Raw genomic sequence first — 26934 nt, forward strand, 5'->3', positions numbered from 1 at the left:
GCCCGAACCAGCTCACTGGCGCGATCCCGTCGGTTCGGCGAGGCGGCGGGCGGGCAAGGTGGCGGTGGGCATCGGGAGGGTGTCGTGCGCGGTGTGGCGGAGGTGCCGTACGTACTGCTCTCGCGGTGCGAGAACGGCGCCCAGGTCGCGGACGTGCGGGCTGTCCCGCTGCGCGTCGAGCAGTACGCCGCCGGCCTGGGCGAAGCGTGCCGCGAGGTCGGTCACCGCGACCTTCGAGGCACCGGGACGGTGGAAGAACATCGAGTCCATGCTGAAGACCGAGCCGACCTGGAGGCCGAAGACGCCGCCGATCAGATCGCCGTCCTCGCCGCCCTCCCACACCTCGACGCTGTGCGCGTGGCCCGGATCGTGCAGGCGGACCAGGCTTGCGATCAGTTCGTCGGTGAGCCACAGGGGCACGCGGCCGGCGCGGAATTCGCGGACGACCTGCTCGAAACGCCGGTCCAGACTGGTCGACCAGGCCAGCCGGTTGCGCAACCGCCGGGCGAGGCTCCGGCTGAGGTGCGTGGCCGCGACGGGCAGCACCGGCCTGGGGTCGGCGACCACCAGGACACGGCGTAGGGATCGGCCGATTCCTCGCCCACGCGGCGGCCCTGCTCGCCGCCTCGACGGTCTCCCTCGCCCTGCCACGCCTGACCCGCGCCGGCGCGCAGTGAGGTCGGTCGGCCGGGAATCCTGTAGTCCCGACCTGCGTCAGGCCCCGGTGGACGTCCACAGCAGGTTGGTGCCGGTGCCCCAGGTCCACTGGGACCAGGCGTACCAGGCCCCCCGCATGTCCCGCCCGGGTCGGGGTACCCCGGGCACATGACCGACATCCGACTCAGCAGTAGCGCATTCAATGATCATTCGTTCATCACGCGCCGGTACGCATACGAGGGTGAGAACGTCTCGCCCCCGCTGACCTGGAGCGGCGCGCCGGACGACGCGGCCGAACTGGTGCTGCTGTGCGAGGACCCCGACGCGCCGTCGGGCACCTTCGCACACTGGATCGTGGTAGGCATCGACCCCCACAGCGACGGCGTCGAGGCGGGGCAGGTCCCGTCCGGCGGCACCGAGTTGGTCAACGGCTTCGGTGAACGGGGCTGGGGCGGACCGCATCCGCCCCCGGGCGACGAGGCGCACCACTACGTCTTCCGGCTCTACGCCCTGTCGGAACCGTGCGTTCTCCCCGACGCGCCCCGCGCCGACCAGGTCCACCAGGAGGTCGAGAAACGGGAACTCGCCGACGCCAGCCTCGTAGGGCTGTACCGGCGCTGACCGACCGTCCACGCTGTGGTCCGGGTGAGGAGATCGGCCTGCCATGGGAACCGTGATGGAACTCGTCCAGGAAGCCGACTACCGCTTCCGTATCGACCCGCACGGCGCGATGCGGGTGCCCGGGGTGGTGTTCGCGTCCCGGGCCCTGCTGCCGGACGCCGAGAAGTCGCTGGAACAGGTCGCCAACGTGGCCACGCTGCCCGGCATCGTCGGCGCGTCGTACGCCATGCCGGACATCCACTGGGGCTACGGCTTCCCCATCGGCGGCGTCGCCGCGACCGACGTCGACGAGGGCGGCGTCGTCTCGCCCGGCGGGGTCGGCTTCGACATCTCCTGCGGGGTCCGGCTGCTGGCCGCCGACACCGACCGGCACTCGTTCCGGTCCGCGCTGTCCGCCGTCATGGACGGCCTGGACCGGGCGATCCCGCGCGGCGCGGGGCCCGGCGGGGTCTGGCACCTGACCGGACCGGGACAGCTGGAGCGGATCCTGCGCGGCGGCTCCCGGTACGCGGTCGAGGAGGGCCACGGCGAGGAGCGCGACCTGCGGCGGTGCGAGGACGGCGGCGCGGTCGCCGACGCCGATGTCGGCGAGGTGAGCGTACGGGCACGGCAGCGAGGGCTCGGCCAGGTGGGCAGCCTGGGGTCCGCCAACCACTTCCTCGAGGTGCAGTACGTCGACGAGGTGCACGACGAGCGGGCCGCCGCCGCGTTCGGGCTCGCCCTCGGCCAGGTGTGCGTGATGATCCACTGCGGTTCACGCGGTCTCGGCCACCAGATCTGCACCGATCACGTCAAGGCCATGGACCGCGCCATGTCCCGCTACGACATCACCGTCCCCGACCGGCAACTGGCCTGCACCCCGGTCGACTCGCCCGAGGGCCGGGCCTATCTCGGCGCGATGGCCGCCGCGGCCAACTACGGCCGCGCCAACCGCCAGCTGCTGTCCGACGCGGCCCGCGGGGTCTTCCGCGGTGCCGCGGGCGCCCGGCTGTCCCTGGTGTACGACGTGTCCCACAACCTCGCCAAGATCGAGACCCATACCGTGGCCGGGGCGCGGCGCACCCTGTGCGTCCACCGCAAGGGCGCCACCCGGGCCTTCCCGCCCGGCCATCCCGACCTGCCCGACGATCTGCGCGAGGCGGGCCAGCCCGTGCTGATCCCCGGCACGATGGGCACGGCCTCGTACGTTCTGACCGGCGTGCCCGGCGGCGACGCCTTCCACTCCACCTGCCACGGCGCGGGGCGGCTGCTCAGCCGTCACCAGGCCGCCCGTACCGTCACCGGGAGGGACCTGCGGGCCAGGCTGGAGTCGGAGGGCATCGCGGTGCGCCCGCGTTCGCTGCGCGGCCTGGCGGAGGAGACCCCGGAGGCGTACAAGGACGTGGGCGAGGTGGTGGCGGCGAGCGAGGGCGCGGGGCTGTGCCGCAGGGTCGCCCGGCTGGTGCCGTTGGGTGTGGTGAAGGGCTGAGGACGGGGCCGCCGTCCCGCAGGTCACACGTCCACGGTCACCTCCACGGCTCACACGTCCACGGTCACCGCGCACGACCACCCGTACGGATCCGGCCCGATGTGCAGCCCGTGCCAGGACACGCCCTTCGGCACGGCACCGGTGATCTCCACGTCCGTCAGCCCGGCCAGGGCCAGCCGGACCTCGATGCCGTCGTCGACCGTGTCCGCCTCCAGGTCGACGGTCACCCGGCCGTCCACTTCGAGGCGGAAGACGACCTCGTCGAGCAGCGCCGTCAGCAGGTCGTCGTCGGCGTGCTCGGTCAGCCGGATACGTTCCACGGCGGTGGCCCGCACCGCAGTGAGGTCCGCGAAGGACTCCACCAGCCCCAGCGCCGCCTCGACCAGACAGCTCTCCCGGCTCACGCCCCACGCCTCGATCCGGACGTCGGCCGTGTGCGGCACCGCGCGGTGGCCGTTGTCGCCGTGCCGCCGTGCCTCGATCTCGTCGTCCGTGTCGCCGACCATGCCGCACCACCCGGCCCGTTCAGACCACGGCCTTCGGCGGCCTGCGGTGCCGACCGTGTCCGGCGCCGCGGGCGGCCATGGCCAGGCCCAGGCAGAAGATGAGAGCCAGCGCGAGGCCGGCGCTGAACACGGCGAGCGTGTCCATGGTGGCGATCTCGCGATCGAGCACCGACACCGTGTACTCGGGGCCGCCGGAGAGATTGTCGGCGATGGCCAGCCCGGTGAAGGCGCCGACGGCCGCGAGGAGGACCAGTCCGACGAACAGCATCCGGGTCACCTCCTCGGGAGAAGTGCTGCGCCCCTACGGGTACCCGGGACGGGCCAGGCCATACGGCGGCGGGCCGGCACAGGGGGCCCGCCTTCGGAGGAGGGAGCCGGCGGTGCCGGACATGGGGCAGGACGAGGCGCGCAGGCGGTTCGGGGCGGCACGGGTCGCGCGGCTGGCGACGGTCGGTACCGGGGGACGCCCGCATCTGGTGCCGGTCGTGTTCGCCCGGCACGGCGACGGGATCGTCACCGCCGTCGACCGGAAGCCGAAACGGTCCGGGAGACTGCGGCGGCTCGACAACATCGCCGTACACCCGGCGGTCAGCCTGATCGTCGACCAGTACGACGAGGACTGGGACCGCCTGTGGTGGGTACGGGCCGACGGCGACGCCCGGACCGTGCCGCCCGACGTGCCCGGGGCAGACGCGCGGGACGAGTACGCGGCCGCGATCGGGCTCCTCGGGCAGAAGTACCCCCAGTACCGGGAACAGCCGCCGGACGGACCGGTGATCGTGGTGACCGTGCGGCGGTGGAACGGCTGGCGGGCCGTCGCGGAGGACGACCGGGCCTGGTGACGCGGGCCGCCCATGGTGAGGGCGGCGACGAAGGGGATGACGAGGGTCCGGAACCGTCGGCGTCATCGGCCTCGGGTCGACGGGTCGCCGACGCTCACACGACGTAAGTGCGGCCCTCGACGCCCCATTCACCCGCCGGCGGCTTCAGGCCGGCGTCGATCGCCCGGATGCTGGGCCGCCCGATGTGGGCGTAGACCAGCCGCCGCACCCCGTGCCGTACGGCGTCCTCGGCGACGGCGTGCACATCGGCGTGGCCTCCCACGCCGCCCCGGAACCGTATCGGCCGGTTCCAGGCGGCGGCCTCGGCGAACATCAGGTCCGCCCCCGCGGCCCACGCCGGGAACTCCCAGAACTCCGGCGCCCACACCGCGGCCACGTCACGGGCCTCGATGCGATAGCCGTACGCGGGATGCGAGGTGTGGACGACGGGGTGGCAGCGCACCCGCGCCCCGCCCAGGTCCAGGTCACCGGCGCGGATCGCCACGCCCCGCTCCGCCGCGCTCCGGCGCAGCGCGGACCGCAGTTCGGCCTGCTCGTCGGTGACCAGCCAGGCGTCCAGCGGCCCGGCCGGCGGTTCGGCGCCGGGGCCGCCGTCGAAGACCGCGCGGTGTCCGGCGTACCGCAGCAGCAGGCCGGCCGGTGCGAACCGGGGGGAGTTCATCGCCCCGACGCCGAGCAGCGTCAGCCGCAGCCGACGCTTCACCGGCCGGCTCCCGCCGTGGGCGGCACCAGCGTGAGCTCGCCGTCCGGCTCCAGGGTGAGACGGACGCCGGGGCTGACCCGGTCGAGGGTGGCGTGCAGCCAGGCGGCGTCCTCGGACGGGGCGGGCCCCAGCCGCATCCGCCGGGCGCGCAGCGGCACCATGCGCAGGCGGGTCAGGGCGCCCGTGTCCGCCGCCAGCGTGACGAGGTGGGCGAGGCGTAGGTCGTCGCGGTACTCCTCGTAGCCGCCGATGCCCTCGTAGTCGTCGATGAAGTCGCCGCAGCCGTGCAGGATCAGCCGGTCCCGGTACACCTCGACGCGCCGGGGATGGTGCGAGGAGTGCCCGTGGACGACGTCGACGCCGCCGTCCACCAGGGCGTGCGCGAAGTGACGCTGATCCCGGGGCACGAGATACCCCCAGTTGGAACCCCAGTGCACGGACACGACGGCGATGTCGCCCGCCCGTTTCACCCGCTGTACGTCCCGCACCACCGCGGCGGCCGTGCCGGGCGACAGCTCGGGCAGATGGGCGACGCCGGGCAGGTCCGCGGTCGCCGCCCAGCCGGACGGGACGCCGCTGGAAGTCGCGCCGAGGGCGAAGACGAGAACGCGGCCGCCGGTGCGGACGGGGACGGCCACGGGCTCGTACGCCTCGGCGGCGTTCCGTCCCGCCCCCGCCGTCCGCAGGCCCGCACGGTGCAGTGTGTCGAGCGTCTCCGTCAGGCCCGCGCGGCCGAAGTCCAGGACGTGGTTGTTGGCCAGGACGCAGACGTCGGGCCGGGCCACCGTGAGGGCGGGCAGGTTGGCCGGGTGCATGCGGTAGTGGACCGCCTTGCCCGGCGCGAACGCGTCACTGCTCGTGACCGCCGTCTCCAGGTTGACGATCCGGACGTCCGGCGCGCTCGCCTCCAGCAGCCGCAGCGCGTCGCCCCACGGCCACGACGGGTCGACCGGCGCCGGGATCGGGCCGCCGGCCGACTCCGCCATGCGCACATAGGACCGGGCGTCCGTGACGTAGTCCTCCCGCAGTGCCGGATCACCCGGCCGCGCCAGGATCTGGTCGACACCGCGGCCCAGCATCACATCGCCGCACAGGAACAGCGTCACTGTGCCGCCGGTCATACCTACCGGTTCGGTTCCGCGGCGCTGATGTCGGAGAGCACCGACCGGGGATCGCGCTCGACGGCCAGGTCACCCAGGCTGAGGGCGCCCACGACGCGGTCGCCCTCGACGACCGGCAGCCGCCGCAGGGTGTGCTCACGCATCAGCTGCACCGCCTGGTCGATCCGGTCCTGGGGAGAGCAGGTCACCAGGTCGCTGCTGCACACCTCGCCGACGGTGGTGGAATCGGGGTCACGGTGTTCGGCGATGGCCCGGACCACCAGGTCGCGGTCGGTCACCAGACCGCGCACATGTTCCGCCTCGGTGATGATGACGTCTCCGATGTTCTTCTCCCGCATGAGCCGTGCGACCTCGGCGACCGGCGTCTTCTCGCTCACCGTCACCGGGTCCGGCGTCATGATCTCCGCGACACGCTGAGCCATGGCTACCTCCGTTGTGCGTCTCGGGGATTCCCGAGTACCCGGTGGGCGGGGTTTCCCATGCGTGGCCGGCGGTTGGTTTATCACCGCCGGTGCGGGCTACGCGGCCGGTACGGAACGCCGCGCCGACGCAGCATGCGGGAGGTCAGCATGGCCCGGCTGATACGAGACGTGATGTCGCCCGGCACGGCGGCCGTCGAGCCGATGACCACGGTGGCGCGCGCGGCGCGGATGATGCGCGAGCAGGACATCGGCGACGTCCTGGTGGCGTACGACTGCGACCTGTTCGGTGTGCTCACCGACCGGGACATCGTGCTCCGGGCGCTCGCCGAGGACCGCGACCCCGAGAGCACCCCGGTCGGAGCGGTGTGCACCCGCCCACCGGTGGTGACCCTGACGCCGGACGACACCACCGAGCGCGCGGTGGAGCTGATGCGGCGGTTCCACGTCCGCCGGCTCCCGGTCGTCGAACACGGTGGCTGCCCGGTCGGCATCGTCAGCCTGGGCGACCTCGCCGTCACCGAGGACCCGCACTCCGCCCTGTCGGACATCAGCAAGGCCGCCCCGAACCACTGACGGAGGCACCCGTGAGCGACCGACACCCCGGACTGACGCAGCGGCCGGTACCCCGGTCGCGATCGGGCGTGATCGGCCGCCGCTTCCCGCGCACGGGCACCGAACCCTGGACGGCACAGAGCCCGCTACGGCTGCGCCGACTGCTGTCAGCCGTGTTCCTGCCACTGTTCGCCGCGGCGACCGCACCGTTCGGCCTGTGGGCCGCGCGGTCGGACGCCGGGGACTCTCCCGGCCGCGGTGTCCTGGTCGGCCTGGCCGTGGTGTGCGCGCTGTTCGCCGTGGCCGCGGCGGCGGACCTGGTGGTTGTGGCGCGCCGGCTGCGGCGGGAGCGGGGCGGCTGAGGCCTGTGCGGCGGATCATGCGGCTGGACGCGGGCTCGGGCACGCACTCGTCCAGAGGGGCCCCGGTCGCGTTGTCGTCGGTCGCTGGGGGTTCTCCCGGCCGTGGTGTGTGCGCTGCTTGCCGTGGCCGCGGCGGCGGACCTGGTGGTTGTGGCGCGCCGGCTGCGGCGGGAGCGGGGCGGCTGAGGCCTGTGCGGCGGATCACGCCGCCGGACGCGGGCTCGGGCGCCGCCGATTCCCCGCGACCTGATCCCGCCGGACGAGTGGCCCGGCTCATATGGCGCCACTGGGCGGTCGCCGACACCATGGTGCACGTCACCGGCAGGCGAAGGGATCCAGGATGTTCCGCAAGGTACTGGTCGCCAACCGTGGTGAGATCGCGATTCGAGCGTTCCGCGCCGGCTATGAGCTGGGCGCGCGAACCGTCGCCGTCTTCCCGCACGAGGACCGCAATTCGCTGCACCGGCTGAAGGCCGACGAGGCCTATGAGATCGGCCAGCCGGGACACCCGGTGCGCGCCTACCTCTCGGTCGAGGAGATCGTCCGCGCGGCACAGCGGGCCGGTGCCGACGCCGTGTACCCGGGGTACGGGTTCCTGTCGGAGAACCCCGACCTCGCGCGCGCCTGCGAGGAGGCCGGCATCACCTTCGTCGGGCCGAGCGCCGAAACGCTCGAGCTGACCGGCAACAAGGCGCGCGCGGTCGCCGCCGCCCGCGCCGCCGGCGTACCCGTGCTGGGCTCCTCCGCACCCTCCACCGACATCGACGAACTGGTCCGCGCCGCCGGGGACATCGGCTTCCCCGTGTTCGTCAAGGCGGTCGCCGGCGGCGGCGGGCGCGGCATGCGACGCGTCGAGGACCCGGCGACCCTGCGCGAGTCCATCGAGGCCGCGGCCCGCGAGGCGGCGTCCGCGTTCGGCGACCCCACGGTCTTCCTGGAGAAGGCCGTCGTCGAACCCCGCCACATCGAGGTACAGATCCTCGCCGACGGACACGGCAACGTCATCCACCTGTTCGAGCGTGACTGTTCGGTGCAGCGCCGCCACCAGAAGGTGATCGAGGTCGCCCCCGCGCCCAACCTCGACCCCGCGCTGCGCGACCGGATCTGCGCCGACGCCGTCCGGTTCGCCCGCGAGATCGGCTACCGCAACGCCGGCACCGTGGAGTTCCTGCTCGACCGCGACGGAAACCACGTCTTCATCGAGATGAACCCGCGCATCCAGGTCGAGCACACGGTGACCGAGGAGGTCACCGACGTCGACCTCGTCCAGGCCCAACTGCGCATCGCCGCCGGGGAGACACTGGCCGACCTCGGGCTGTCCCAGGAGACCGTCGTCCTGCGCGGCGCCGCACTGCAGTGCCGTATCACCACCGAGGACCCGGCCAACGGCTTCCGCCCCGACACCGGCCGCATCAGCGCGTACCGCTCACCGGGCGGCTCGGGCATCCGCCTCGACGGCGGAACCACCCACGCCGGTACGGAGATCAGCGCGCACTTCGACTCGATGCTGGTCAAACTCACCTGCCGGGGCCGCGACTTCAAGGCCGCGATCGGCCGCGCCCGGCGTGCCGTCGCCGAGTTCCGCATCCGCGGCGTGGCCACCAACATTCCGTTCCTGCAAGCCGTGCTGGACGACCCCGACTTCCAGGCCGGGCAGGTCACCACGTCGTTCATCGAGCGGCGCCCGCACCTGCTGACGGCACGTCACTCCGCCGACCGCGGCACGAAACTGCTGACCTACCTCGCCGACGTCACCGTGAACAGGCCGCACGGCGAACGGCCCGACCTGATCGACCCGGTCACCAAACTCCCGCCCCTGTCCGCCGCCGAACCGCCCGCCGGCTCCCGGCAGCGGCTCGTCGAACTCGGCCCGGAGGGCTTCGCCCGGTGGCTGCGCGAGTCGCCGACCATCGGCGTCACCGACACCACCTTCCGCGACGCCCACCAGTCACTGCTCGCCACCCGGGTCCGCACCAAGGACCTCCTCGCCGTCGCCCCCACGGTGGCCCACACCCTGCCCCAACTGCTCTCCCTGGAGTGCTGGGGCGGCGCCACCTACGACGTCGCGCTCCGCTTCCTCGCCGAGGACCCCTGGGAACGCCTGGCCGCACTCCGCGAGGCCGTCCCCAACATCTGCCTGCAGATGCTGCTGCGCGGCCGCAACACCGTCGGCTACACGCCGTACCCGACCGAGGTGACCGACGCCTTCGTGCAGGAGGCCGCCGCGACCGGCATCGACGTCTTCCGTATCTTCGACGCGCTGAACGACGTGGGCCAGATGCGGCCCGCCATCGACGCCGTACGCGAGACCGGGACCGCCGTCGCCGAGGTCGCCCTCTGCTACACCTCCGACCTGTCCGACCCGGCGGAGCGGCTGTACACCCTGGACTACTACCTCCGCCTGGCCGAGCAGATCGTCGAGGCGGGCGCCCACGTCCTGGCCGTCAAGGACATGGCGGGCCTGCTGCGCGCCCCGGCCGCCGCGACGCTCGTATCCGCGCTGCGGCTGGAGTTCGACCTCCCCGTCCACCTCCACACCCACGACACCGCGGGCGGCCAGCTCGCCACCTACCTCGCCGCGATCCAGGCCGGCGCGGACGCCGTCGACGGCGCGGTGGCCTCCATGGCGGGCACCACCTCGCAGCCCTCGCTGTCGGCGATCGTCGCCGCCACCGACCACTCCGCGCGGCCCACCGGCCTCGACCTCCAGGCCGTCGGCGACCTGGAGCCGTACTGGGAGAGCGTCCGCAGGATCTACGCACCCTTCGAAGCCGGCCTGGCCTCGCCCACCGGACGCGTCTACCACCACGAGATCCCCGGCGGGCAGCTCTCCAACCTGCGCACCCAGGCGGTCGCGCTGGGCCTCGGCGACCGCTTCGAGGACATCGAGGCGATGTACGCCGCCGCCGACCGCATCCTCGGCCGGCTGGTGAAGGTCACCCCCTCGTCGAAGGTCGTCGGCGACCTCGCCCTGCACCTCGTGGGCGCCGACGTGGCACCGGACGACTTCGAGGCGACACCGGGCCGGTTCGACATCCCCGACTCCGTCATCGGCTTCCTGCACGGCGAGCTGGGCAACCCGCCCGGCGGCTGGCCGGAGCCGTTCCGCACCCGGGCGCTGGAGGGCCGCGCCGCACCCAAGCCGATGCGGGAACTGACCGCGGACGACCGCACCGGACTGGTGAAGGAACGCCGCGCGACCCTCAACCGGCTGCTCTTCCCCGGGCCGACCCGCGAGTACGAGACACACCGTCAGACCTACGGCGACACCAGCGTCCTGGACAGCAAGGACTTCTTCTACGGGCTGCGCCCCGGCAAGGAGTACGCCGTCGACCTCGAACCCGGCGTACGGCTGCTCATCGAACTGGAGGCCGTCGGCGAGGCCGACGAACGCGGCCTGCGCACCGTGATGTCGACCCTGAACGGCCAGCTCCGGCCGATCCAGGTCCGCGACACCGCGGCCGCCTCCGACATCCCGGTGACGGAGAAGGCCGACCGGGCCAACCCCGGCCATGTCGCCGCGCCGTTCGCCGGCGTGGTGACCCTCGCGGTCGCCGAGGGGGACGAGGTGGCGGCCGGCGGCACGGTGGCCACCATCGAGGCGATGAAGATGGAGGCCGCGATCACCGCCGCCAAGTCCGGGAAGGTGTCGCGGCTGGCCATCAACGGCATCCAGCAGGTGGAGGGCGGCGACCTGCTCGTCGAGATCGCCTGACCGGCCCGCCGGGTGGCTTGATCGCGCGCTGTGCCCGGGAGGACGGGTTAGGATCACGGCGTGATTACGGCCTGGTCTCCTTCCGGTGCACGCCGGAGCCGCTCGACAGCGGCTCTGTGGCGTGTCCTGGGGCTGGGCCTGTTCCTCTTCGGCCTGTTGTACACACACGCGGTCAGTCCCGAGGCGACGGTGAGTCACCTCGGCACCGACCGCGTGTCGGTGTCCACCGTGCACGTCGAGTCCGTCGCCGAGGACCTGACGGACCACTCCGACGGCCACGGACACCAGCACGCGGGCGAGGACTGCGCGCTCGGACAGCCGTCGCAGGGCCCCGACATGGCGGCGCCCTGTCTGTCCCCGCTGCACCCGGTGAGCGACGAGAACGAGCCGCTCCGCCCGGTGGCGGTCCGTCATGCCGCGCCGCGGGACCTCGTGGCGCCGCCCGCGCACGCGGCCGCATCCGCGGTTCTCCGCGTCTAGACCAGGGTCAGCGCTTCTCACGCAGTTCACCGTGACCCCCCACCTTCCTCTGCGCGGAGGACCTGTGCCGCTCCCCCCTGCCCGCTTCCGGAACAGCCGGATCATCCTGACCACGCTGCTGTACGCCCTGCTCCTCACGTTGCTCGCGTGTCTCGGCGACCAACTCCACTCCCCGGAGCACCCGCACGGCCGCTCGGCCGCCGCCGCGAGCGGGACGTTCGACGCCTCCGAACCCACCGAGCGCTGCCACGACTCCGACGCCGAGTCCGCTGCGTTCCCGCAGTCCTCGCCGCGTACCGCGCCGACCGAGGCCACGGTGGACCCGTCGGCGCCGGACACGACGCCCGTACCGGTGACCGCCGTACGAAGACTGCCGCCGAGCGGCGGCCGGTCAGCCCTCCCCGCCCTCTGTCGGTGGCGCATATAGGAGCCGCGCGCACCACGCCGAGCATCCGCACGCGTTCACACCGATCGAGAGCGACACACATGCACTCCCTGACCACGAGTGACTTCACTCCCGCCGGCTCCACCCTCCCGGGTCTCGTCGGCAACACCCCCGTACTGCACGTCTCCCAGCCCTTCACCCCGGCCGACCGCGGCTTCTGGGCGAAGCTGGAGGGCTTCAACCCCGGCGGCATCAAGGACCGCCCCGGACTGCACATGGTCGAACGGGCCCGCGCCCGCGGCGAACTGCAGCCGGGCCGTCCGGTCGTCGAGTCGACCAGCGGCACCCTCGGCCTCGGCCTCGCCCTGGCCGGCATGGTGTACGGCCACCCCGTCACCCTCGTCACCGACCCGGGCCTGGAACCCTCGATGACCAGGCTGCTCGCCGCCTACGGCGCGAAGGTCGACCTCGTCGAGAAGCCGCACGCCACCGGAGGCTGGCAGCAGGCCCGCCGCGACCGGGTCGCCGAGCTGCTGGCGGAGCACCCCGGAGCGTGGTGCCCGGACCAGTACAACAACCCCGACAACGTCTCCGCGTACACCCCCCTGGCCCTCGAACTCGCCTCCCAGATGGGCCACATCGACGTCCTGGTGTGCAGCGTCGGCACCGGCGGACACTCCGCGGGCATCTCCCGCGTCCTGCGCCAGCTGTACCCCGGGCTGCGGCTGGTGGGCGTCGACACGGTCGGCTCGACCATCTTCGGCCAGCCCAACCGGCCCCGCCTGATGCGGGGGCTCGGTTCGAGCATCTACCCGCGCAACGTCGCCTACGACGACTTCAGCGAGGTGCACTGGGTGGCGCCGGCCGAAGCGGTCTGGGCGTGCCGGCAGCTGGCCGGCTCGCACTACGCCACCGGTGGCTGGAGTGTCGGCGCGGTCGCGCTGGTGGCCGGCTGGGTCGCCCGTACCAGCGCCCGGAACACCCGGGTCGTGGCGGTCTTCCCGGACGGCCCGCAGCGCTACCTGGAGACCGTCTACGACGACGGCTACTGCGCCGAGCGCGGACTGCTGGACGTGCCGCCCGCGCCCGAACCCGAGGTCGTGGGCCGCCCGGACGAGAAGGAGGTCACCCGCTGGACCCGCTGCACCGGGGTCCGCGACCCGCTCTCCCCGGCGACGGCGGGAGAGACGGCCGGCGCGGAAGGCGGCGAGGACCTGTGAAGACGACCCTCGCGCAGGTCCGCACCTACGACCGGAGCGTCCAGCTGCTCCTGCTCAACCAGTTCACCATCAACCTCGGCTTCTACATGCTGATGCCGTACCTGGCCGCGCACCTCTCCGGCACCCTCGGCCTGGCCGGCTGGCTGGTCGGACTCGTCCTGGGCGTACGGAACTTCAGCCAGCAGGGCATGTTCCTCGTCGGCGGCACCCTCGCCGACCGGTTCGGCTACAAGCCGCTGATCGTCGCGGGCTGTGTGCTGCGCACGGCCGGCTTCGCCACACTCGGCCTGGTCGACTCGGTGCCGGCGCTGCTCGCGGCCTCGGCGGCGACCGGGTTCGCGGGCGCGCTGTTCAACCCGGCGGTACGCGCCTACCTCGCCGCCGACGCGGGCGAACGGCGCGTCGAGGCCTTCGCCCTCTTCAACGTCTTCTACCAGGCGGGCATTCTGCTCGGCCCGCTGGTGGGGATGCTGCTGACCGGCTTCGACTTCCGGATCACCTGCCTCGTCTCGGCGGCGGTCTTCGCCGTACTGAGCGTCGTACAGATCCGGGAGCTCCCCGCCCGCAAAGCCGACCGTGCCGCGGACGCCGGTGGCCGGGAGAACGTGCTCGCACAGTGGCGGGGCGTCGTGCGCAACCGCGCCTTCCTGCTCTTCTCCACGGCCATGATCGGCTCGTACGTCCTGTCCTTCCAGGTGTATCTGGCGCTGCCGCTGGAGGTACGACGCCTCGGTGGCGACGGGGAGTTCGGGACGGCGGCCGTAGCGCTGCTGTTCGCCGCGTCCGGGCTGGCCACGATCTTCGGCCAGACCCGGGTGACCGCGTGGTGCAGGGCCCGCTGGGCGCCCGGACAGGCCCTGACCTGGGGGCTGCTGGCCATGGGGCTCGCGTTCGTGCCGCTGCTGGCGGCGACGGTCGTGCCCGTGCCGGACGCGGGGCTCGGACGCCAGGTGCTGGCCGCGGTACCTCCGACCCTGTCCGCGCTGATGCTGGCGCTGGGCACGATGATCGCGTATCCCTTCGAGATGGACACGATCGTCCGGCTCTCCGGTGACCGGCTCGTCGCCACCCACTACGGGCTCTACAACACCATCTGCGGCATAGGCATCACCTTGGGCAACCTGCTCACCGGGGCGGCTTTGGACACCGCCCGGTCTGCGGGCCTGTCCGCACTGCCGTGGCTCGCGCTGCTGGTCCTGGGCGTGGCCTGCGCCGCGTCCCTGTACGGGCTGCACCGCTCCGGCCACCTGACACCCACCGCCGCCGCACGCGAACCCGCGGCGGCCTGACCCGGGGCGGGGGCGAGCCGACCGCTCGCCCCCGCCCTCACCGAGCAGTTCGGGGACAGCCCGCAGCACCAGCGACAGCCCGCGGACTGAGAGGATGGCACGGACCGCAACAGAAAATGAGGGGGAAGAGCGTGATCGTGCTCGTCTTGGTCGGCGTCGTCCTGCTGGTCGCCGGCGGCTGCGCCTGCGTCGTGTGGGCGGAACGGGGTGGCCCCCGCTGGGCGCGCGGGGTGGCCGCCGTGACCCTGGCGGCGGGTGAGCTGGTGCGCAGGTCGGGGCGTTCGAACCGGGGGTCGGGCTCGGGCTCGGACGATTAGGGCCTGTCCGGCGGGACCGGATCCGACAGGCCCCTGCCCTCGTACGACCCCAGACACCCGAGGATGGTAGAAGCAGGCATGACCACTTTGTCCTTCCCCTCCCACCCCGCAGCCCCGAGATGACCGCCGGTATCGACACCCCCGACCGCCGCGGCCGCACCGGACTCGACCGGACCGGCCGGGACCTCACCGGCAACCCGCGGGTCAAGGTGCGGGACGTCCAGCTCCTGTCCAGCTACTGGTACGTCGAACGCAACACGACCTTCGACCTCCAGCACGCCGACGGCACCTGGAGCACCCAGCAGCGCGAGACCCACGACCGCGGCAACGGCGCCACCATGCTGCTCTACGACGCCGAACGCGAAACCGTGCTGCTCACCCGCCAGTTCCGGTTCCCGGTCTACGTCAACGGCCACCCCGACGGCATGCTCGTCGAGACACCGGGCGGACTGCTCGACGACGATGACGAGCACCCGGAGATCGCCGTACGGCGCGAGGTCGTCGAGGAGACCGGGCACACCATCGGCGAGGTCCGGCACGTCTTCGACGTCTACATGAGCCCCGGCTCGGTCACCGAACGCGTCAGCTTCTACGCCGCCGCCTACGGCCCCGCGACCCGCACCCACGAGGGCGGTGGCCTGGACGAGGAGGGCGAGGACATCGAGATCGTCGAACTGCCCTTCCACAGGGCCCTGGAGATGATCCGGACCGGGGAGATCGCCGACGCGAAGACCATCATGCTGCTGCAATGGGCCGCACTGGAGGGGCCGTTCGCCCAGAAGGTGTGAAGTGCCTGGTGTGAAGTGGCTTGACTTCAAGTGCACTTCAAGATGAAGACTCCCCAGGAGCCGAAAATCCCGGCCCATCGGGGAGGAATCATCATGAAGTACCGCACCATCGGCACCGACCCCAAGCACCGCCGCGAGGTGAGCGTCCTCGCGCTCGGCGCGATGCTGTTCGGCTCGCGCACGGACGAGGAGACCTCCTTCGCCGTACTCGACCGCTATGTCGAGGCCGGCGGCAACTTCATCGACACGTCCGACAACTACGCCTTCTGGGAGGACGGGAGCCAGGGCGGCCAGAGCGAGGAACTGCTCGGCCGCTGGCGGCGCAGCCGCGGCGTCGGCGACGAGATCGTCATCGCGACCAAGCTCGGCGCCCGCCCCCTGGCCCCCGGCACCAGCTACGTCGACAACGCGGAGGGCCTGTCGGCGAAGGTGATCCGCGAGTCCGCCGAACGCAGCCGCGAACGCCTCGGAGTGCCGAAGATCGACCTGCTGTACGCCCACATCGAGGACCACAAGGTCCCTCTCCAGGAGACCGTCGAGGGCTTCGCCGAACTGGTCGCCGAGGGCACGGTCGGGCTGCTGGGCGTCAGCAACCACGCCGTCTGGCGGGTGGAGCGGGCCCGCGCCCTCGCCGCCGCGGCCGGGCTGCCCGGCTATGAGGTGTTCCAGTACGAGCACAGTCACCTGCGGCCCCGCGCCGACGTGCCCCAGGACCTGTTCCCCGACGGCAGCCTCGGCCGCGCCGGCGCCGAGCTGCTGAGCTATCTGCGGGCCGAGCCCGGTCTCACCCTGGTCGCCTACTCGCCGCTGCTGAAGGGCGCCTACGTCCGTCCGGACGTGCCGCTGCCGCCGGACTTCGACCACCCCGGCACCCCGGCCCGCCTGAAGGTGCTGCGCGAGGTCGCCCAGGAGACCGGCGCGACCGTCAACCAGGTCGTCCTGGCCTGGCAGATCGGCGGCGACCTGCCGATCATCCCGCTGGCCGGGGCGTCGTCCGTGGCCCAGCTGGAGGAGAACCTGGCCGCCGTCGACCTGGAGCTGACCCCGGAGCAGCGGGCCCGGCTGGACTCCGTCCACTACTGACCGCGCCGGTCGGACACCGCCGCAGTAGGCTCCACAGAGGCGTCGAAGGAGAGTGGCCATGCCTCTGTTCCCCACCGAGCGGTCCGTCCGTACGACCTCCGAAGGCCTCCTGTGGGAGCCCGGCGAGCGCTGGGTGCGCGGCCGGAAGGGCGACGTCACCGTCGTCGACAGCCGGCACCCCCTCCTGGTCTGGGAGCCCGAGGTGCCCGTGCCGTGTTACGCGTTCCCCCGCGAGGAGGTCCGCACCGACCTCCTCCGACCGGCCAGGAACCCCCCGACGGGCTCGCACACCGGATCGCAGGTCTTCTACGACCTCGAAGCCGGCGGCGAGCTCGTGGAGAACGCGGCCTGGACCTTCCCCGCCGCAGACCTCGCCGGGCACATCGCCTTCGAGTGGTTCCTGCACTGGGGCAGCGGCCTCGACCACTGGTACGAGGAGGAGGAAGAGATCTTCGTCCACCCGCGCGACCCGCACAAACGGGTGGACGCCCTGCCCAGCAGCCGCCATGTCCAGGTCGAGGTCGCCGGCACGACGGTCGCGGACACCCATCGCCCGGTGCTGCTCTTCGAGACCGGGCTGCCGACGCGGTACTACATCCCCCGCGAGGACGTCCGCCTCGACCTGTTCGAACCCACCGACCACAGCACCGGCTGCCCCTACAAGGGCACGGCCCGGTACTGGACCTGGCGCGGCGAGGGCGACGTCCCGCGGAACATCGTATGGAGCTACGCGGAACCGCTGCCCGCGGTGGGCGCCGTCAAGGGGCTGCTCGCCTTCTACAACGAGGCCGTGGCCCTCACTGTGGACGGCGAGCGTCTGGAGCGCCCGGTCACGCCGTTCACCGCGAGCCTCAGGGCCTGACCAGCAGCTGGAAGTCGAACGCGTACCGGGACGCGCGGTAGATGTGCGTCCCGTACTCGACCGGTCGACCCGTGTCGTCGTACGCCGTGCGCTGCATGGTCAGCAGCGCCGCGCCCTCGGCCTCGTCGAGGCGTTCGCCCTCCTCGGCGGTGGCAGAGCGGGCGCCGATGGTCTGGCGGGCGCTGTGCAGGGTGATGCCGGCGGTGCGCATCATCCGGTACAGGCCCGTCGCCTCCAGCCGGGCCGTGTCCAGGTCGAGCAGCGTCGCGGGCAGGTAGTTGCAGAGGATCGCCACCGGCTGGCCGTGCGTGCAGCGCAGCCGCTCCAGCAGCGTGACCTCGGCGCCCTCCGCGATCCCGAGCGCGGCCGCCACGTCCGCGGCCGCCTGGACGCGCTCGTTGCGGACGACCTCGGTGGTCGGCCCCTGCCCGGCGGCCTCCAGGTCGTCGTAGAGACTGCTCAGTTCGAGCGGCCGCTTGACCTGGCTGTGCACCACCTGCGTGCCCACCCCGCGCCGCCGCACCAGCAGTCCCTTGTCCACGAGGGACTGGATCGCCTGCCGGACGGTCGGCCGGGACAGGCCCAGCCGTACCGACAGGTCGACCTCGTTGCCCAGGAGGTTGCCCGGGGCGAGGACACCGTGCTCGATCGCCGCCTCCAGCTGCTGTGCCAGCTGGTAGTAGAGCGGCACCGGACTGCCCCGGTCCAGGGCGAAGTCCAGCGAGTCGAGCGCGGGGGCGGTCACGGCACGAGTGGTGACGCGGGTCTTCGCCATGGGGCCTCCTTCTTGTCGTCCCTCGGCTGGTGTGTCAGGAGTGGCTGGGGAAACCGAGGTTGATACCGGCGTCGGACGGGTCCGGCCAGCGCGTGGTGATCACCTTGCCCTGGGTATAGAAGGCGACGCCGTCGTTGCCGTAGACGTGCAGGTCGCCGAAGAGTGAGTCCTTCCAGCCACCGAAGGAGTGGTAGCCGACGGGCACCGGGATCGGCACGTTCACGCCGACCATGCCCGCCTTGACCTCCAGCTGGAAGCGGCGGGCGGCGCCGCCGTCGCGGGTGAAGATCGCGGTGCCGTTGCCCCAGCGGGAGTCGTTGATCAGCTTGATGGCCTCGTCGTACGACTCCGCACGGACCACGACCAGCACCGGGCCGAAGATCTCGTCCTTGTACGCGTCCGCCGTCAGCGGCACCCGGTCCAGCAGCGAGACACCGAGGAAGAAGCCGGCCGCGCACTCGGGGTGTCCCTCCACCGAGTGGCCGGTGCCGTCGACGACGACCTCGGCGCCCTGCTCCGCCGCGCTCGCCACGTACGAGGCGACCTTGTCCCGGTGCTCGCGCGTGATCAGCGGGCCCATCTCGGACGCCGGGTCGGTGCCGGGGCCGATGCGCAGGTTCTTCGCCCGTTCGGCGATCTTGCCGACCAGCTCGTCACCGGTGTCACCGACGGCCACCACGACCGACACGGCCATGCAGCGCTCGCCCGCCGAGCCGTACGCCGCGTTGATCGCCTGGTCCGCGGCGAAGTCCAGATCGGCGTCGGGGAGCACGAGCATGTGGTTCTTGGCGCCGCCGAGGGCCTGTACGCGCTTGCCGTGCTCGACCGCCTTGAGCTGGATGTACTTGGCGATCGGCGTCGAACCGACGAAGGAGACCGCCTCGATGTCCGGGTGCTCCAGGATGCGGTCGACGGCCACCTTGTCGCCCTGCACGATGTTCAGGACGCCGTCCGGCAGCCCGGCTTCGGCGGCCAGCTCGGCGAGGCGGTACGACGCCGACGGGTCCTTCTCGCTCGGCTTCAGCACGAAGGTGTTGCCGCACGCGATCGCGATCGGGAACATCCACATCGGCACCATGGCCGGGAAGTTGAACGGCGTGATGCCCGCGACCACGCCCAGCGGCTGCCGGATCGAGGCCACGTCGACCCGGGTCGAGACCTGCGTCGACAGTTCGCCCTTCAGCTGCACGGTGATCCCGCAGGCCAGCTCGACGATCTCCATGCCGCGCGCGACCTCGCCCAGCGCGTCGGAGTGCACCTTGCCGTGCTCGGCGGTGATCAGCTCGGCGATCTCGTCGCGGTGGGCGTCCAGCAGCTCGCGGTACTTGAAGAGGATCGCGGTGCGCTTGGCCAGGGACGCCTGACCCCAGCTCTCGAACGCGGCCTTCGCGGAGGCGACGGCGGCGTCCACCTCGTCGACGGTCGCGAACGCGACCTGCTTCTCCTGGGCGCCGGTCGCCGGGTCGTAGACGGCGCCGAAGCGGCCGGAGGTGCCCTCGACGGGCTTGCCGTCGATCCAGTGGGTGATGGTCTTCATGGTGCGGGGGCCTTTCGGGGAGGGGAGTTCAGAGGTGGAGGCGGCGGTCGGCGACCTGGCGGTCGTACTCCTCGCGAGCGGTCGACGCGGCCTTGCGGGAGGCGACTTCGGCCACCGGCACGTCCCACCAGGCCTCGGCCGGGGGAGCGGTCGGGGTGGCGGTGTCGGTCTCGACGTACACGCACGTCGGCCGGTCGGAGGCACGGGCGGCGGCCAGCGCCTCGCGCAGCTCGCGCGCCGTCTTGGCGCGCAGCACGTCCATGCCGAGGCTGCCCGCGTTGGCGGCAAGGTCGACGGGGAGCGGGGCGCCGCTGAAGGTGCCGTCGGCCGCGCGGTAGCGGTAGGCGGTGCCGAAGCGCTCGCCGCCGACCGTCTCGGAGAGGCCGCCGATGGAGGCGTACCCGTGGTTCTGGATGAGGACCAGGTTGACCGGCAGGCCCTCCTGGACGGCGGTGACGATCTCGGTCGGCATCATCAGATAGGTGCCGTCGCCCACCAGCGCCCACACCGGCGTGTCGGGCGTGGCCTGCTGGACGCCGATGCCGGCCGGGATCTCGTAGCCCATGCAGGAGTAGCCGTACTCCAGGTGGTACTGGCGAGGGCTGCGCGCCCGCCACAGCTTGTGCAGGTCGCCCGGAAGCGAGCCGGCCGCGTTGATGACCACGTCGTCGTCGCCGACGACCGCGTCCAGGGCGCCGAGCACCTGGGTCTGCGTCGGTACGGCGTTCTCGTCGTCGGCGCGGTAGGCGGCGTCGACGACCCGCTCCCAGCGCTCCTTGCCGGCGCCGTACTCGGCCTCGTACGCCGGGTCCACCCGGTGCCCGGCCAGTGCTTCCGCCAGCTTCTCGAGCCCGGTCCGCGCATCGCAGACCAGCGTTCGCGCGGACAGCTTGTGGGCGTCGAAGGCGGCGATGTTGAGGTTCACGAACCGCACGTCGGGGTTCTGGAACAGCGTCCCGGAGGCGGTGGTGAAGTCGGTGTAGCGGGTGCCCACGCCGATGACGACGTCCGCGCCGCGGGCGATGTCGTCGCAGACCGCCGTGCCGGTGTGGCCGATGCCGCCGAGGTCGGCGGGGTGGTCGTGGCGCAGGGAGCCCTTGCCGGCCTGGGTGGAGGCGACCGGGATGCCGGTGGCCTCGGCGAACGCCTTCAGCGCGTCCTCGGCCTCGCTGTGGTGGACGCCGCCGCCCGCCACGACCAGCGGCCGGGAGGCGCCCCGGATCGCCCGCACGGCCTCCGCCAGCTCGACCGGGTCCGGCGCGGGACGCCGTACGTGCCACACCCGCTCGGCGAAGAACTCCTCCGGCCAGTCGTACGCCTCCGCCTGCACGTCCTGCGGCAGGGCGAGGGTGACGGCGCCGGTCTCGGCGGGGTCGGTGAGGACCCGCATGGCCTGGAGGGCCGACGGGATCAGGGCCTCGGGGCGGGTGATGCGGTCGAAGAACCGGGACACGGGCCGCAGGGTGTCGTTGACCGACACGTCCGCCTCGGTGGGGTGCTCCAGCTGTTGGAGCAGCGGGTCGGCGACGCGGGTCGCGAAGTAGTCGCCGGGCAGCAGCAGGACCGGCAGCCGGTTGACGGTGGCCAGGGCGGCGCCCGTGACGAGGTTCGTCGCACCCGGGCCGATGGAGGTGGTCACCGCCTGGGTGGAGAGGCGGTTGAGCTGGCGGGCGTAGCCGACCGCCGCGTGCACCATGGACTGCTCGTTGCGGCCCTGGTGGTACGGCATCGCGGCGCCTGGTTCGATGCCTGCCTCCATCAGGGCCTGACCGAGGCCGGCGACGTTGCCATGGCCGAAAATGCCCCAGGTGCCGGCGATCAGCCGGTGCCGTACGCCGTCGCGCTCGGAGTACTGGGCGGACAGGAACCGCACCAGAGCCTGGGCGACGGTCAGGCGGACGGTGGGCTGGCTCATCGGGGACCTCACTGGGACGGAGCGGTGTAGAGGGGCAGACGGGGGTCGACGGGCTGCTCGGGCCAGGTGCCGCGGACCCAGGCGTGATCGGGGTGGTCGCAGATCAGCCAGGCACGCTCGGCCTCGGGGCCCGCCATGACGTTCAGGTAGTACATGTGGTGGCCGGGCACCGCCATCGAGGGCCCGTGCCAGCCGTCGGGGATCAGCACGACGTCACCGCCGCGCACCTCGGCCAGCACGTCCGTGTTCCGGCCCTGCCCGGACGGGGAGACGCGCTGGTAGCCGAGGCCGGGGGTGCCGTCGTGGTCGGCGAACTCGAAGTAGTAGATCTCCTCCAGCACCGACTCCTCGCCGGGGCGGTGCTCGTCGTGCTTGTGCGGCGGGAAGGACGACCAGTTGCCGCCGGGAGTGATCACCTCGACCGCGATGAGCTTGTCGCACTCGAAGACACTCGCCGCGCCGAAATTGTTCACCTGGCGGCTGCTGCTGCCCGTGCCGCGCAGCTCCACCGGCACCGACGACGCCGGACCGTACCGGGCGGGCAGGCGCCGCGTGCAGCGCGCGCCGGTCAGCGCGAACCGTCCGCCGTCCGTGGTCGAGACGGTCGTACGGGCGTCCCGCGGCGCGTACACGAAGTCGCTGACGCCGCTGAACACGCTGTCGCGGCCGGTGACCTCGAAGGTGCTGTGGCCGAAGTCGTCGGCCGTCGTGACCGTGCAGCCGCCGGTCAGCGACAGGACGATCCACTCGCTGTCACCGGTGTCGAAGGTGTGCGTGCCGCCGGGCGGCAGTTCCAGGATCCGCAGACTGGAGTAGCCCCAGCCGGCCTTCTCGGGCGTCACGTCCACGACGTACGGGCCGCCGAGCGCCTTTCCTGCGGGAAGGTGATACGTCATCGTGTGCCTCCGCGTCACAACAGGCCGACGGCCGTGTCCACCGCCGTCTCCACGCTGCCCCCGGCCGGGTAGAGCAGCGAACGGCCGACGACCATGCCCTGCACGGTGGGCAGCCTGAGCGCCTTGCGCCAGCGCGCGTAGGCGCCCGCTTGTTCTTCAACGGAGCCCCCGACCTCGCCGCCCAGCAGTACCACCGGGAGTGTGGACGTCTCCAGGACCTGGGCCATGTCGTCGGGTTCGTCGGTGACCGGCAGTTTCAGCCAGGTGTAGGCGGAGGTGCCGCCGAGGCCCGCGGCGATGGCGATCGACTTGGTGACCGCCTCGGCGGACAGGTCGTTGTGGACCCTGCCGTCGACCCGCCGGGAGACGAACGGCTCGACGAAGACGGGCAGCCGGTGCTCCGCGCACGCGTCGACCGCGCGGGCGGTCGCCTCCAGGGTGGTGAGCGAGCCGGGGTCGTCGTAGTCGATACGGGTGAGGGTCTTGGCCGCGTCGAAGCGGAGCCGGGCGATGTCCTGGGCGCGGTAGCCGGTGAAGCGGTCGTCCAGCTCGAAGGCGGCGCCGGCCAGGCCGCCGCGGTTCATGGAGCCCATGACGACCTTGTTCTCCAGCGCCCCGAGCAGCAGCAGGTCCTCCAGGATGTCGGCGGTGCCGAGCACCCCGTCCACGCCCGGCCGCGACAGCGCGACGCACAGCCGCTCCAGCAGGTCGGCCCGGTCGGCCATGGCCAGCCGCCGGTCGCCGACGCCGAGCGCGCCGCGCGCCGGATGGTCGGCGGCCACGATCAGCAGGCGGCCGCTGTCGCCGACCAGCGGGCGGCGCACCCGGCGGGCGGCGGCCTCGGCGATCGCCTCCGGGTGCCGGGCTCTGACCGAGACGAGGTCGGGGATGCTGATGCTCAAGGAAAGCTCCTTCAGGGATGAATCGGTCAGCCGCGGGCGAGGAGGTCCTCGACCTCGGCCTCGGTCGGCATCGCGGAGGAGCAGGCCAGACGGGATGTCACGAGGGCACCCGCAGCATTTGCGTACCGCATGGTTTCAGCCAAATCCCAGCCGGACAGCAGCCCATGGCAGAGCGAGCCGCCGAAGGCGTCGCCGGCGCCGAGACCGTTGGCCACCTCGACCGGCACCGGCGGCACCTCGGCCGTCGTGCCGTCGCGGTGCACGGCCAGGACGCCCTTGGGGCCCTGCTTGACCACCGCCAGCTCCACGCCCGCCTCCAGCAGCGCCTCGGCGCACGCGCGCGGCTCGCGGACGCCGGTGGCGATCTCGCACTCGTCGAGATTGCCGACCGCGACCGTGACGTGCCGGAGGGCCTCCGCGTAGTACGGGCGGGCCTCCTCGGGGTCCCTCCAGGCTGTGTTGTTCCAAAGCGCGGGTCGCCAGTCGAGGTCGAAGACCGTGGTGCCCGCCTTGGCGCGCGCCTTGAGGGCGGCGAAGGTGGCGGAGCGGCTCGGCTCCTCGCTCAGACCGGTGCCGGTGATCCAGAAGACACGGGCCGAGCGGATCGCGAAGTAGTCCAGCTCCTCGGTGTGAATCTCCAGGTCAGGGGCCTTGGGCTGCCGGTAGAAGTACAGCGGGAAGTGGTCCGGCGGGAAGATCTCGCAGAACGTCACCGGCGTCGGGTACGCGGCCACGGGCGTCACCCAGCGGTCGTCCACGCCGAAGTCCTTCAGCGCCGCGTGCAGATAGGCGCCGAAGGGGTCGTCGCCGGTGCGGGTGATGACCGCGGTGGAGCGGCCGAGCCGGGCGGCGGCGACGGCCACGTTTGCCGCAGAACCGCCTAGGAATTTGCCGAAGGTCTCCACCTGTGCCAGCGATACGCCAGACTGCAGGGGGTAAAGATCCACTCCGATGCGGCCCATCGTGATCAGGTCGAAGGGCGGGGCTGACTCGGCCATGCGACGCTCCTAGAGCTGGTGGGGGTGCGGGTCCCAGAGGGCCTGCCGCCTCCCAGGTGTAGGTCGCGAAGGGTGGCGCTGTCAATACTTTGTACTTACATTCGGACCTGCATGTGAAATGATGTCTTAACAAAGTATTGACAGCGGACGTATCAAGGGATTGGATCCCGTCCCAGCGCAACTGCCGTGTTTCACGGCACACGACCCGGGCTTCCCGAGGGCCCGGGCCCGGATCCCCGTGATCCCCTGCCTTTCCCCCCGTCGCACAGTGAGGTGCTGGAAAGATGGACCGCTCTTACTCTCGCTCCCGCAGACTGACCCCCGTGGTGGCCGTGGCCGCGGCGGCAGCTCTGACCCTTGCAGGCTGTTCCAGCAGCTCCGGCGGCAAGAAGGCCGAGGAGAGCGCGGACGGCGCCTCCGCGGGCAAGGCGACCACGCCCCGCATGACCATCGCCCTGGTGACCCACCAGTCGGCCGGTGACACCTTCTGGGACATCGTCCGCAAGGGCGCCGAGGCCGCCGCGGCCAAGGGCAACGTCAAGCTTGTCTACTCCGCCGACCCGAACGCGGGCAACCAGGCCAACCTGGTGCAGAACGCGATCGACCAGAAGGTCGACGGCATCGCGATCACGCTCGCCAAGCCGGACGCCCTCAAGGACGTCGTCAGCAAGGCGAACGCGGCCGGGATACCCGTCGTCGGCCTCAACTCCGGTGTGAGCGAGTGGCAGAAGCTCGGCCTGATGGAGTTCTTCGGCCAGGACGAGACCGTGGCCGGCGAGGCGCTCGGCAAGCGGTTGAACGAGGCCGGTGCCAAGAAGGCCGTCTGTGTCATCCAGGAGCAGGGCAACATCGGCCTCACCCAGCGCTGCGACGGCGTGAAGAAGACCTTCGAGGGCGACACCGAGACCCTGAACGTCAACGGCACCGATATGCCGTCCGTGAAGTCGACGATCACCGCCAAGCTCAAGCAGGACAGCGACATCGACTACGTCGTCGCCCTGGGTGCCCCGTTCGCGCTGACCGCGGCGCAGTCGGTGTCCGAGGCGGGCAGCAAGGCGAAGGTCGCCACCTTCGACCTCAACAAGCAGCTGACCGGAGCCATCAGCGAGGGCACCATCGAGTTCGCGGTGGACCAGCAGCCCTACCTCCAGGGCTACCTGGCGATCGACTCGCTGTGGCTGTACAAGAACAACGGCAACTACATGGGCGGCGGTGAGCAGCCGGTCCTGACCGGCCCGGCGTTCGTCGACAAGTCCAACGTCGAGGCGATCGCCAAGTTCGCCGCGAAGGGCACCCGGTGATGAGCATGACCCGACAGGCTGAGCCGGCGGTGACCACACCGCCGGCCCCCGGCCCGAAGGAAACCGACGGCCGGACCGCCGAACGCCCCCTGGCGCTGCGGCTGCTGGCCCGTCCCGAGGTCGGCGTCTTCCTCGGCGCCGTGGCGGTGTACGTCTTCTTCCTGATCGCCGCCCCGCCGGTGCGTGACGGCAGCTCGATGGCGAACATCCTCTACCAGTCGTCGACGATCGGGATCGTGGCGATCCCGGTGGCGCTGCTGATGATCGGCGGCGAGTTCGACCTGTCGTCGGGCGTCGCGGTGATCGCCTCGGCGCTGACCGCGAGCATGCTCGCCTACCAGCTGAGCATGAACGTCTGGGTCGGCGTGCTCGTGGCGCTGCTGGTGTCGCTGGCGGTCGGGTTCTTCAACGGCTGGATGGTGGTCAAGACCGGGTTGCCGAGCTTCCTGGTCACCCTCGGCACGTTCCTGATCCTGCAGGGCGTGAACCTCGCGGTGACCAAGCTGGTCACCGGCAACGTGGCCACCGACGACATCAGCGACATGGACGGCTTCGACCAGGCGAAGAGCGTCTTCGCCTCCTCGTTCGAGGTCGGCGGCGTCAATGTCAAGATCACCATCGTGTACTGGCTGGTCTTCGCGGCCATCGCCACGTGGGTGCTGCTGCGTACCAAGTACGGCAACTGGATCTTCGCGGTCGGTGGCAACAAGGACTCCGCCCGCGCCGTCGGTGTCCCGGTGAACTTCACCAAGATCTCGCTGTTCATGCTGGTCGGCTTCGGCGCCTGGTTCCTCGGCATGCACCAGCTGTTCTCCTTCAACACCGTGCAGTCCGGCGAGGGCGTCGGCATCGAGCTGATCTACATCTCGGCGGCGGTCATCGGCGGCTGCCTGCTGACCGGTGGCTCCGGTTCCGCGATCGGCCCGGTCTTCGGCGCGTTCATGTTCGGCATGGTGCAGCAGGGCATCGTCTACGCCGGCTGGAACCCCGACTGGTTCAAGGCGTTCCTCGGCGTGATGCTGCTCGGCGCCGTCCTGATCAATCTGTGGGTCAGCCGCACGGCGACCCGGAGGTGACCCCCATGACATCCACCAACGGAACCGGCACCCACGGCGCCGTCATCGCGGACACGGCCCCCGAGAAGGACGGCAAGCCGGTCGTCGAGCTGAAGGCCACCGGCAAGTCCTACGGCAACGTCCGTGCCCTGCACGGCGTCG

28 protein-coding genes and 1 pseudogene are annotated in these 26934 nt (G+C 71.8%); 17 read left to right on the plus strand and 12 right to left on the minus strand.

Annotated elements, in window-relative coordinates; translation table 11 throughout:
- Positions 1-12: 12 nt before the first annotated feature.
- Positions 13-567, minus strand: coding sequence for a leucyl/phenylalanyl-tRNA--protein transferase (locus AQJ91_RS43840; protein ID WP_067034366.1), 555 nt, complete (start codon positions 565-567; stop codon positions 13-15).
- Between the two features lie 258 nt (positions 568-825).
- On the opposite strand from AQJ91_RS43840, the gene AQJ91_RS43845 reads away from it, so the two are divergent.
- Both AQJ91_RS43845 and AQJ91_RS43850 read left to right on the plus strand, forming a co-directional pair.
- The gene (locus tag AQJ91_RS43845) at positions 826-1278 is read left to right on the plus strand and encodes a YbhB/YbcL family Raf kinase inhibitor-like protein (protein WP_067034369.1); all 453 of its coding nucleotides are present in this window, start codon (positions 826-828) and stop codon (positions 1276-1278) included.
- Positions 1279-1321: 43 nt separating this feature from the next.
- Positions 1322-2746 carry an RtcB family protein gene (locus AQJ91_RS43850; RefSeq protein WP_324618056.1) on the plus strand — a complete coding sequence of 475 codons (1425 nt, stop codon included), beginning with the start codon at positions 1322-1324 and terminating at the stop codon, positions 2744-2746.
- 50 nt (positions 2747-2796) lie between these two features.
- On the opposite strand, the gene AQJ91_RS43855 is transcribed toward AQJ91_RS43850, so the two are convergent.
- A complete protein-coding gene (locus tag AQJ91_RS43855; protein WP_067034372.1) occupies positions 2797-3252 on the minus strand; it encodes an archease in 456 nt (151 codons plus the stop codon).
- Positions 3253-3271: 19 nt separating this feature from the next.
- The gene (locus AQJ91_RS43860; RefSeq protein ID WP_067034374.1) at positions 3272-3520 is read right to left on the minus strand and encodes a hypothetical protein; all 249 of its coding nucleotides are present in this window, start codon (positions 3518-3520) and stop codon (positions 3272-3274) included.
- Positions 3521-3632: 112 nt separating this feature from the next.
- Between AQJ91_RS43860 and AQJ91_RS43865 the strand changes: the two genes are divergently transcribed.
- On the plus strand, positions 3633-4094 hold the full coding sequence (locus tag AQJ91_RS43865) for a TIGR03668 family PPOX class F420-dependent oxidoreductase (RefSeq protein WP_067034377.1): 462 nt from the start codon (positions 3633-3635) through the stop codon (positions 4092-4094).
- A gap of 94 nt (positions 4095-4188) precedes the next feature.
- Here the strand turns inward: AQJ91_RS43865 and AQJ91_RS43870 are convergent, their stop codons facing one another.
- From AQJ91_RS43870 to AQJ91_RS43880, 3 genes are read right to left on the minus strand one after another with little or no spacing between them, the layout of a single operon-like run.
- Positions 4189-4797, minus strand: a complete 609-nt coding sequence (locus tag AQJ91_RS43870; protein ID WP_067034380.1) for an MBL fold metallo-hydrolase — start codon at positions 4795-4797, stop codon at positions 4189-4191.
- Positions 4794-5918 carry a CapA family protein gene (locus AQJ91_RS43875; protein WP_067034383.1) on the minus strand — a complete coding sequence of 375 codons (1125 nt, stop codon included), beginning with the start codon at positions 5916-5918 and terminating at the stop codon, positions 4794-4796. The genes AQJ91_RS43870 and AQJ91_RS43875 overlap by 4 nt, the downstream gene beginning before the upstream one ends.
- A gap of 2 nt (positions 5919-5920) precedes the next feature.
- Positions 5921-6340: a CBS domain-containing protein gene (locus AQJ91_RS43880; protein ID WP_067034386.1), complete on the minus strand. Its 420-nt coding sequence runs from the start codon at positions 6338-6340 to the stop codon at positions 5921-5923.
- A 147-nt stretch (positions 6341-6487) separates the two neighbouring features.
- On the opposite strand from AQJ91_RS43880, the gene AQJ91_RS43885 reads away from it, so the two are divergent.
- From AQJ91_RS43885 to AQJ91_RS43935, 11 genes are all read left to right on the plus strand, one after another.
- Positions 6488-6913, plus strand: coding sequence for a CBS domain-containing protein (locus AQJ91_RS43885; RefSeq protein ID WP_067034455.1), 426 nt, complete (start codon positions 6488-6490; stop codon positions 6911-6913).
- 11 nt (positions 6914-6924) lie between these two features.
- Entirely contained in the window at positions 6925-7254 is a 330-nt protein-coding gene (locus AQJ91_RS43890) for a DUF6343 family protein (protein ID WP_234383400.1), read from the plus strand.
- A 340-nt stretch (positions 7255-7594) separates the two neighbouring features.
- A complete protein-coding gene (locus tag AQJ91_RS43895; protein ID WP_067034389.1) occupies positions 7595-10969 on the plus strand; it encodes a pyruvate carboxylase in 3375 nt (1124 codons plus the stop codon).
- Positions 10970-11029: 60 nt separating this feature from the next.
- A complete protein-coding gene (locus tag AQJ91_RS43900; protein WP_067034392.1) occupies positions 11030-11449 on the plus strand; it encodes a hypothetical protein in 420 nt (139 codons plus the stop codon).
- 64 nt (positions 11450-11513) lie between these two features.
- The gene (locus AQJ91_RS53075) at positions 11514-11876 is read left to right on the plus strand and encodes a hypothetical protein (protein ID WP_067034395.1); all 363 of its coding nucleotides are present in this window, start codon (positions 11514-11516) and stop codon (positions 11874-11876) included.
- 59 nt (positions 11877-11935) lie between these two features.
- The gene (locus tag AQJ91_RS43910) at positions 11936-13054 is read left to right on the plus strand and encodes a PLP-dependent cysteine synthase family protein (protein WP_067034397.1); all 1119 of its coding nucleotides are present in this window, start codon (positions 11936-11938) and stop codon (positions 13052-13054) included.
- Entirely contained in the window at positions 13051-14343 is a 1293-nt protein-coding gene (locus AQJ91_RS43915) for an MFS transporter (protein ID WP_067034400.1), read from the plus strand. The genes AQJ91_RS43910 and AQJ91_RS43915 overlap by 4 nt, the downstream gene beginning before the upstream one ends.
- A 131-nt stretch (positions 14344-14474) precedes the next feature.
- The gene (locus AQJ91_RS43920; protein ID WP_067034402.1) at positions 14475-14660 is read left to right on the plus strand and encodes a hypothetical protein; all 186 of its coding nucleotides are present in this window, start codon (positions 14475-14477) and stop codon (positions 14658-14660) included.
- Between the two features lie 119 nt (positions 14661-14779).
- Entirely contained in the window at positions 14780-15448 is a 669-nt protein-coding gene (locus AQJ91_RS43925; protein ID WP_067034405.1) for an NUDIX domain-containing protein, read from the plus strand.
- A 93-nt stretch (positions 15449-15541) separates the two neighbouring features.
- A complete protein-coding gene (locus AQJ91_RS43930; protein ID WP_067034408.1) occupies positions 15542-16531 on the plus strand; it encodes an aldo/keto reductase in 990 nt (329 codons plus the stop codon).
- 58 nt (positions 16532-16589) lie between these two features.
- Positions 16590-17393 (plus strand): DUF427 domain-containing protein, encoded by an 804-nt coding sequence (locus AQJ91_RS43935; RefSeq protein ID WP_067034411.1) that lies wholly within the window; start codon positions 16590-16592, stop codon positions 17391-17393.
- Here the strand turns inward: AQJ91_RS43935 and AQJ91_RS43940 are convergent.
- Genes AQJ91_RS43940 through iolC form a run of 6 tightly spaced genes read right to left on the minus strand, consistent with a single transcriptional unit; the run spans position 17383 to position 24416 of the window.
- The gene (locus AQJ91_RS43940; protein WP_067034414.1) at positions 17383-18168 is read right to left on the minus strand and encodes a GntR family transcriptional regulator; all 786 of its coding nucleotides are present in this window, start codon (positions 18166-18168) and stop codon (positions 17383-17385) included. The two genes, AQJ91_RS43935 and AQJ91_RS43940, sit on opposite strands and share 11 nt — an antisense overlap.
- Positions 18169-18202: 34 nt before the next feature.
- Entirely contained in the window at positions 18203-19705 is a 1503-nt protein-coding gene (locus AQJ91_RS43945) for a CoA-acylating methylmalonate-semialdehyde dehydrogenase (protein WP_067034419.1), read from the minus strand.
- A 28-nt stretch (positions 19706-19733) separates the two neighbouring features.
- Positions 19734-21620: a 3D-(3,5/4)-trihydroxycyclohexane-1,2-dione acylhydrolase (decyclizing) gene (gene iolD / locus AQJ91_RS43950; RefSeq protein WP_067034422.1), complete on the minus strand. Its 1887-nt coding sequence runs from the start codon at positions 21618-21620 to the stop codon at positions 19734-19736.
- A gap of 8 nt (positions 21621-21628) precedes the next feature.
- Complete coding sequence (gene iolB / locus AQJ91_RS43955; protein ID WP_067034425.1) at positions 21629-22516, minus strand: 5-deoxy-glucuronate isomerase; 888 nt, start codon at positions 22514-22516, stop codon at positions 21629-21631.
- A gap of 14 nt (positions 22517-22530) precedes the next feature.
- Positions 22531-23418: a Cgl0159 family (beta/alpha)8-fold protein gene (locus AQJ91_RS43960; RefSeq protein WP_067034428.1), complete on the minus strand. Its 888-nt coding sequence runs from the start codon at positions 23416-23418 to the stop codon at positions 22531-22533.
- Between the two features lie 26 nt (positions 23419-23444).
- Entirely contained in the window at positions 23445-24416 is a 972-nt protein-coding gene (gene iolC / locus AQJ91_RS43965; protein WP_067034431.1) for a 5-dehydro-2-deoxygluconokinase, read from the minus strand.
- A 284-nt stretch (positions 24417-24700) separates the two neighbouring features.
- Between iolC and AQJ91_RS43970 the strand changes: the two genes are divergently transcribed.
- The 3 genes and pseudogenes from AQJ91_RS43970 to AQJ91_RS53080 all read left to right on the plus strand — a co-directional run.
- Positions 24701-25717 (plus strand): sugar ABC transporter substrate-binding protein, encoded by a 1017-nt coding sequence (locus AQJ91_RS43970; RefSeq protein WP_067034434.1) that lies wholly within the window; start codon positions 24701-24703, stop codon positions 25715-25717.
- Positions 25717-26793 carry an ABC transporter permease gene (locus tag AQJ91_RS43975; protein ID WP_067034437.1) on the plus strand — a complete coding sequence of 359 codons (1077 nt, stop codon included), beginning with the start codon at positions 25717-25719 and terminating at the stop codon, positions 26791-26793. The genes AQJ91_RS43970 and AQJ91_RS43975 overlap by 1 nt, the downstream gene beginning before the upstream one ends.
- A 5-nt stretch (positions 26794-26798) precedes the next feature.
- Positions 26799-26934 (plus strand): annotated as a pseudogene (locus AQJ91_RS53080) (sugar ABC transporter ATP-binding protein); the annotation flags it as partial.

This window comes from Streptomyces dysideae, assembly GCF_001514305.1.
GTDB lineage: Bacteria > Actinomycetota > Actinomycetes > Streptomycetales > Streptomycetaceae > Streptomyces > Streptomyces dysideae.

Bases quoted from the DNA above. Each gene is read 5' to 3' on its own strand.
- AQJ91_RS43845 (WP_067034369.1), top strand. From the start codon at position 826: ATGACCGACATCCGACTCAGCAGTAGCGCATTCAATGATCATTCGTTC.
- AQJ91_RS43850 (WP_324618056.1), top strand. From the start codon at position 1,322: ATGGGAACCGTGATGGAACTCGTCCAGGAAGCCGACTACCGCTTCCGT.
- AQJ91_RS43855 (WP_067034372.1), bottom strand. From the start codon at position 3,252: ATGGTCGGCGACACGGACGACGAGATCGAGGCACGGCGGCACGGCGAC.
- AQJ91_RS43860 (WP_067034374.1), bottom strand. From the start codon at position 3,520: ATGCTGTTCGTCGGACTGGTCCTCCTCGCGGCCGTCGGCGCCTTCACC.
- AQJ91_RS43875 (WP_067034383.1), bottom strand. From the start codon at position 5,918: ATGACCGGCGGCACAGTGACGCTGTTCCTGTGCGGCGATGTGATGCTG.
- AQJ91_RS43880 (WP_067034386.1), bottom strand. From the start codon at position 6,340: ATGGCTCAGCGTGTCGCGGAGATCATGACGCCGGACCCGGTGACGGTG.
- AQJ91_RS43885 (WP_067034455.1), top strand. From the start codon at position 6,488: ATGGCCCGGCTGATACGAGACGTGATGTCGCCCGGCACGGCGGCCGTC.
- AQJ91_RS43895 (WP_067034389.1), top strand. From the start codon at position 7,595: ATGTTCCGCAAGGTACTGGTCGCCAACCGTGGTGAGATCGCGATTCGA.
- AQJ91_RS43910 (WP_067034397.1), top strand. From the start codon at position 11,936: ATGCACTCCCTGACCACGAGTGACTTCACTCCCGCCGGCTCCACCCTC.
- AQJ91_RS43925 (WP_067034405.1), top strand. From the start codon at position 14,780: ATGACCGCCGGTATCGACACCCCCGACCGCCGCGGCCGCACCGGACTC.
- AQJ91_RS43930 (WP_067034408.1), top strand. From the start codon at position 15,542: ATGAAGTACCGCACCATCGGCACCGACCCCAAGCACCGCCGCGAGGTG.
- AQJ91_RS43935 (WP_067034411.1), top strand. From the start codon at position 16,590: ATGCCTCTGTTCCCCACCGAGCGGTCCGTCCGTACGACCTCCGAAGGC.
- AQJ91_RS43940 (WP_067034414.1), bottom strand. From the start codon at position 18,168: ATGGCGAAGACCCGCGTCACCACTCGTGCCGTGACCGCCCCCGCGCTC.
- AQJ91_RS43945 (WP_067034419.1), bottom strand. From the start codon at position 19,705: ATGAAGACCATCACCCACTGGATCGACGGCAAGCCCGTCGAGGGCACC.
- iolD (WP_067034422.1), bottom strand. From the start codon at position 21,620: ATGAGCCAGCCCACCGTCCGCCTGACCGTCGCCCAGGCTCTGGTGCGG.
- iolB (WP_067034425.1), bottom strand. From the start codon at position 22,516: ATGACGTATCACCTTCCCGCAGGAAAGGCGCTCGGCGGCCCGTACGTC.
- iolC (WP_067034431.1), bottom strand. From the start codon at position 24,416: ATGGCCGAGTCAGCCCCGCCCTTCGACCTGATCACGATGGGCCGCATC.
- AQJ91_RS43970 (WP_067034434.1), top strand. From the start codon at position 24,701: ATGGACCGCTCTTACTCTCGCTCCCGCAGACTGACCCCCGTGGTGGCC.
- AQJ91_RS43975 (WP_067034437.1), top strand. From the start codon at position 25,717: ATGAGCATGACCCGACAGGCTGAGCCGGCGGTGACCACACCGCCGGCC.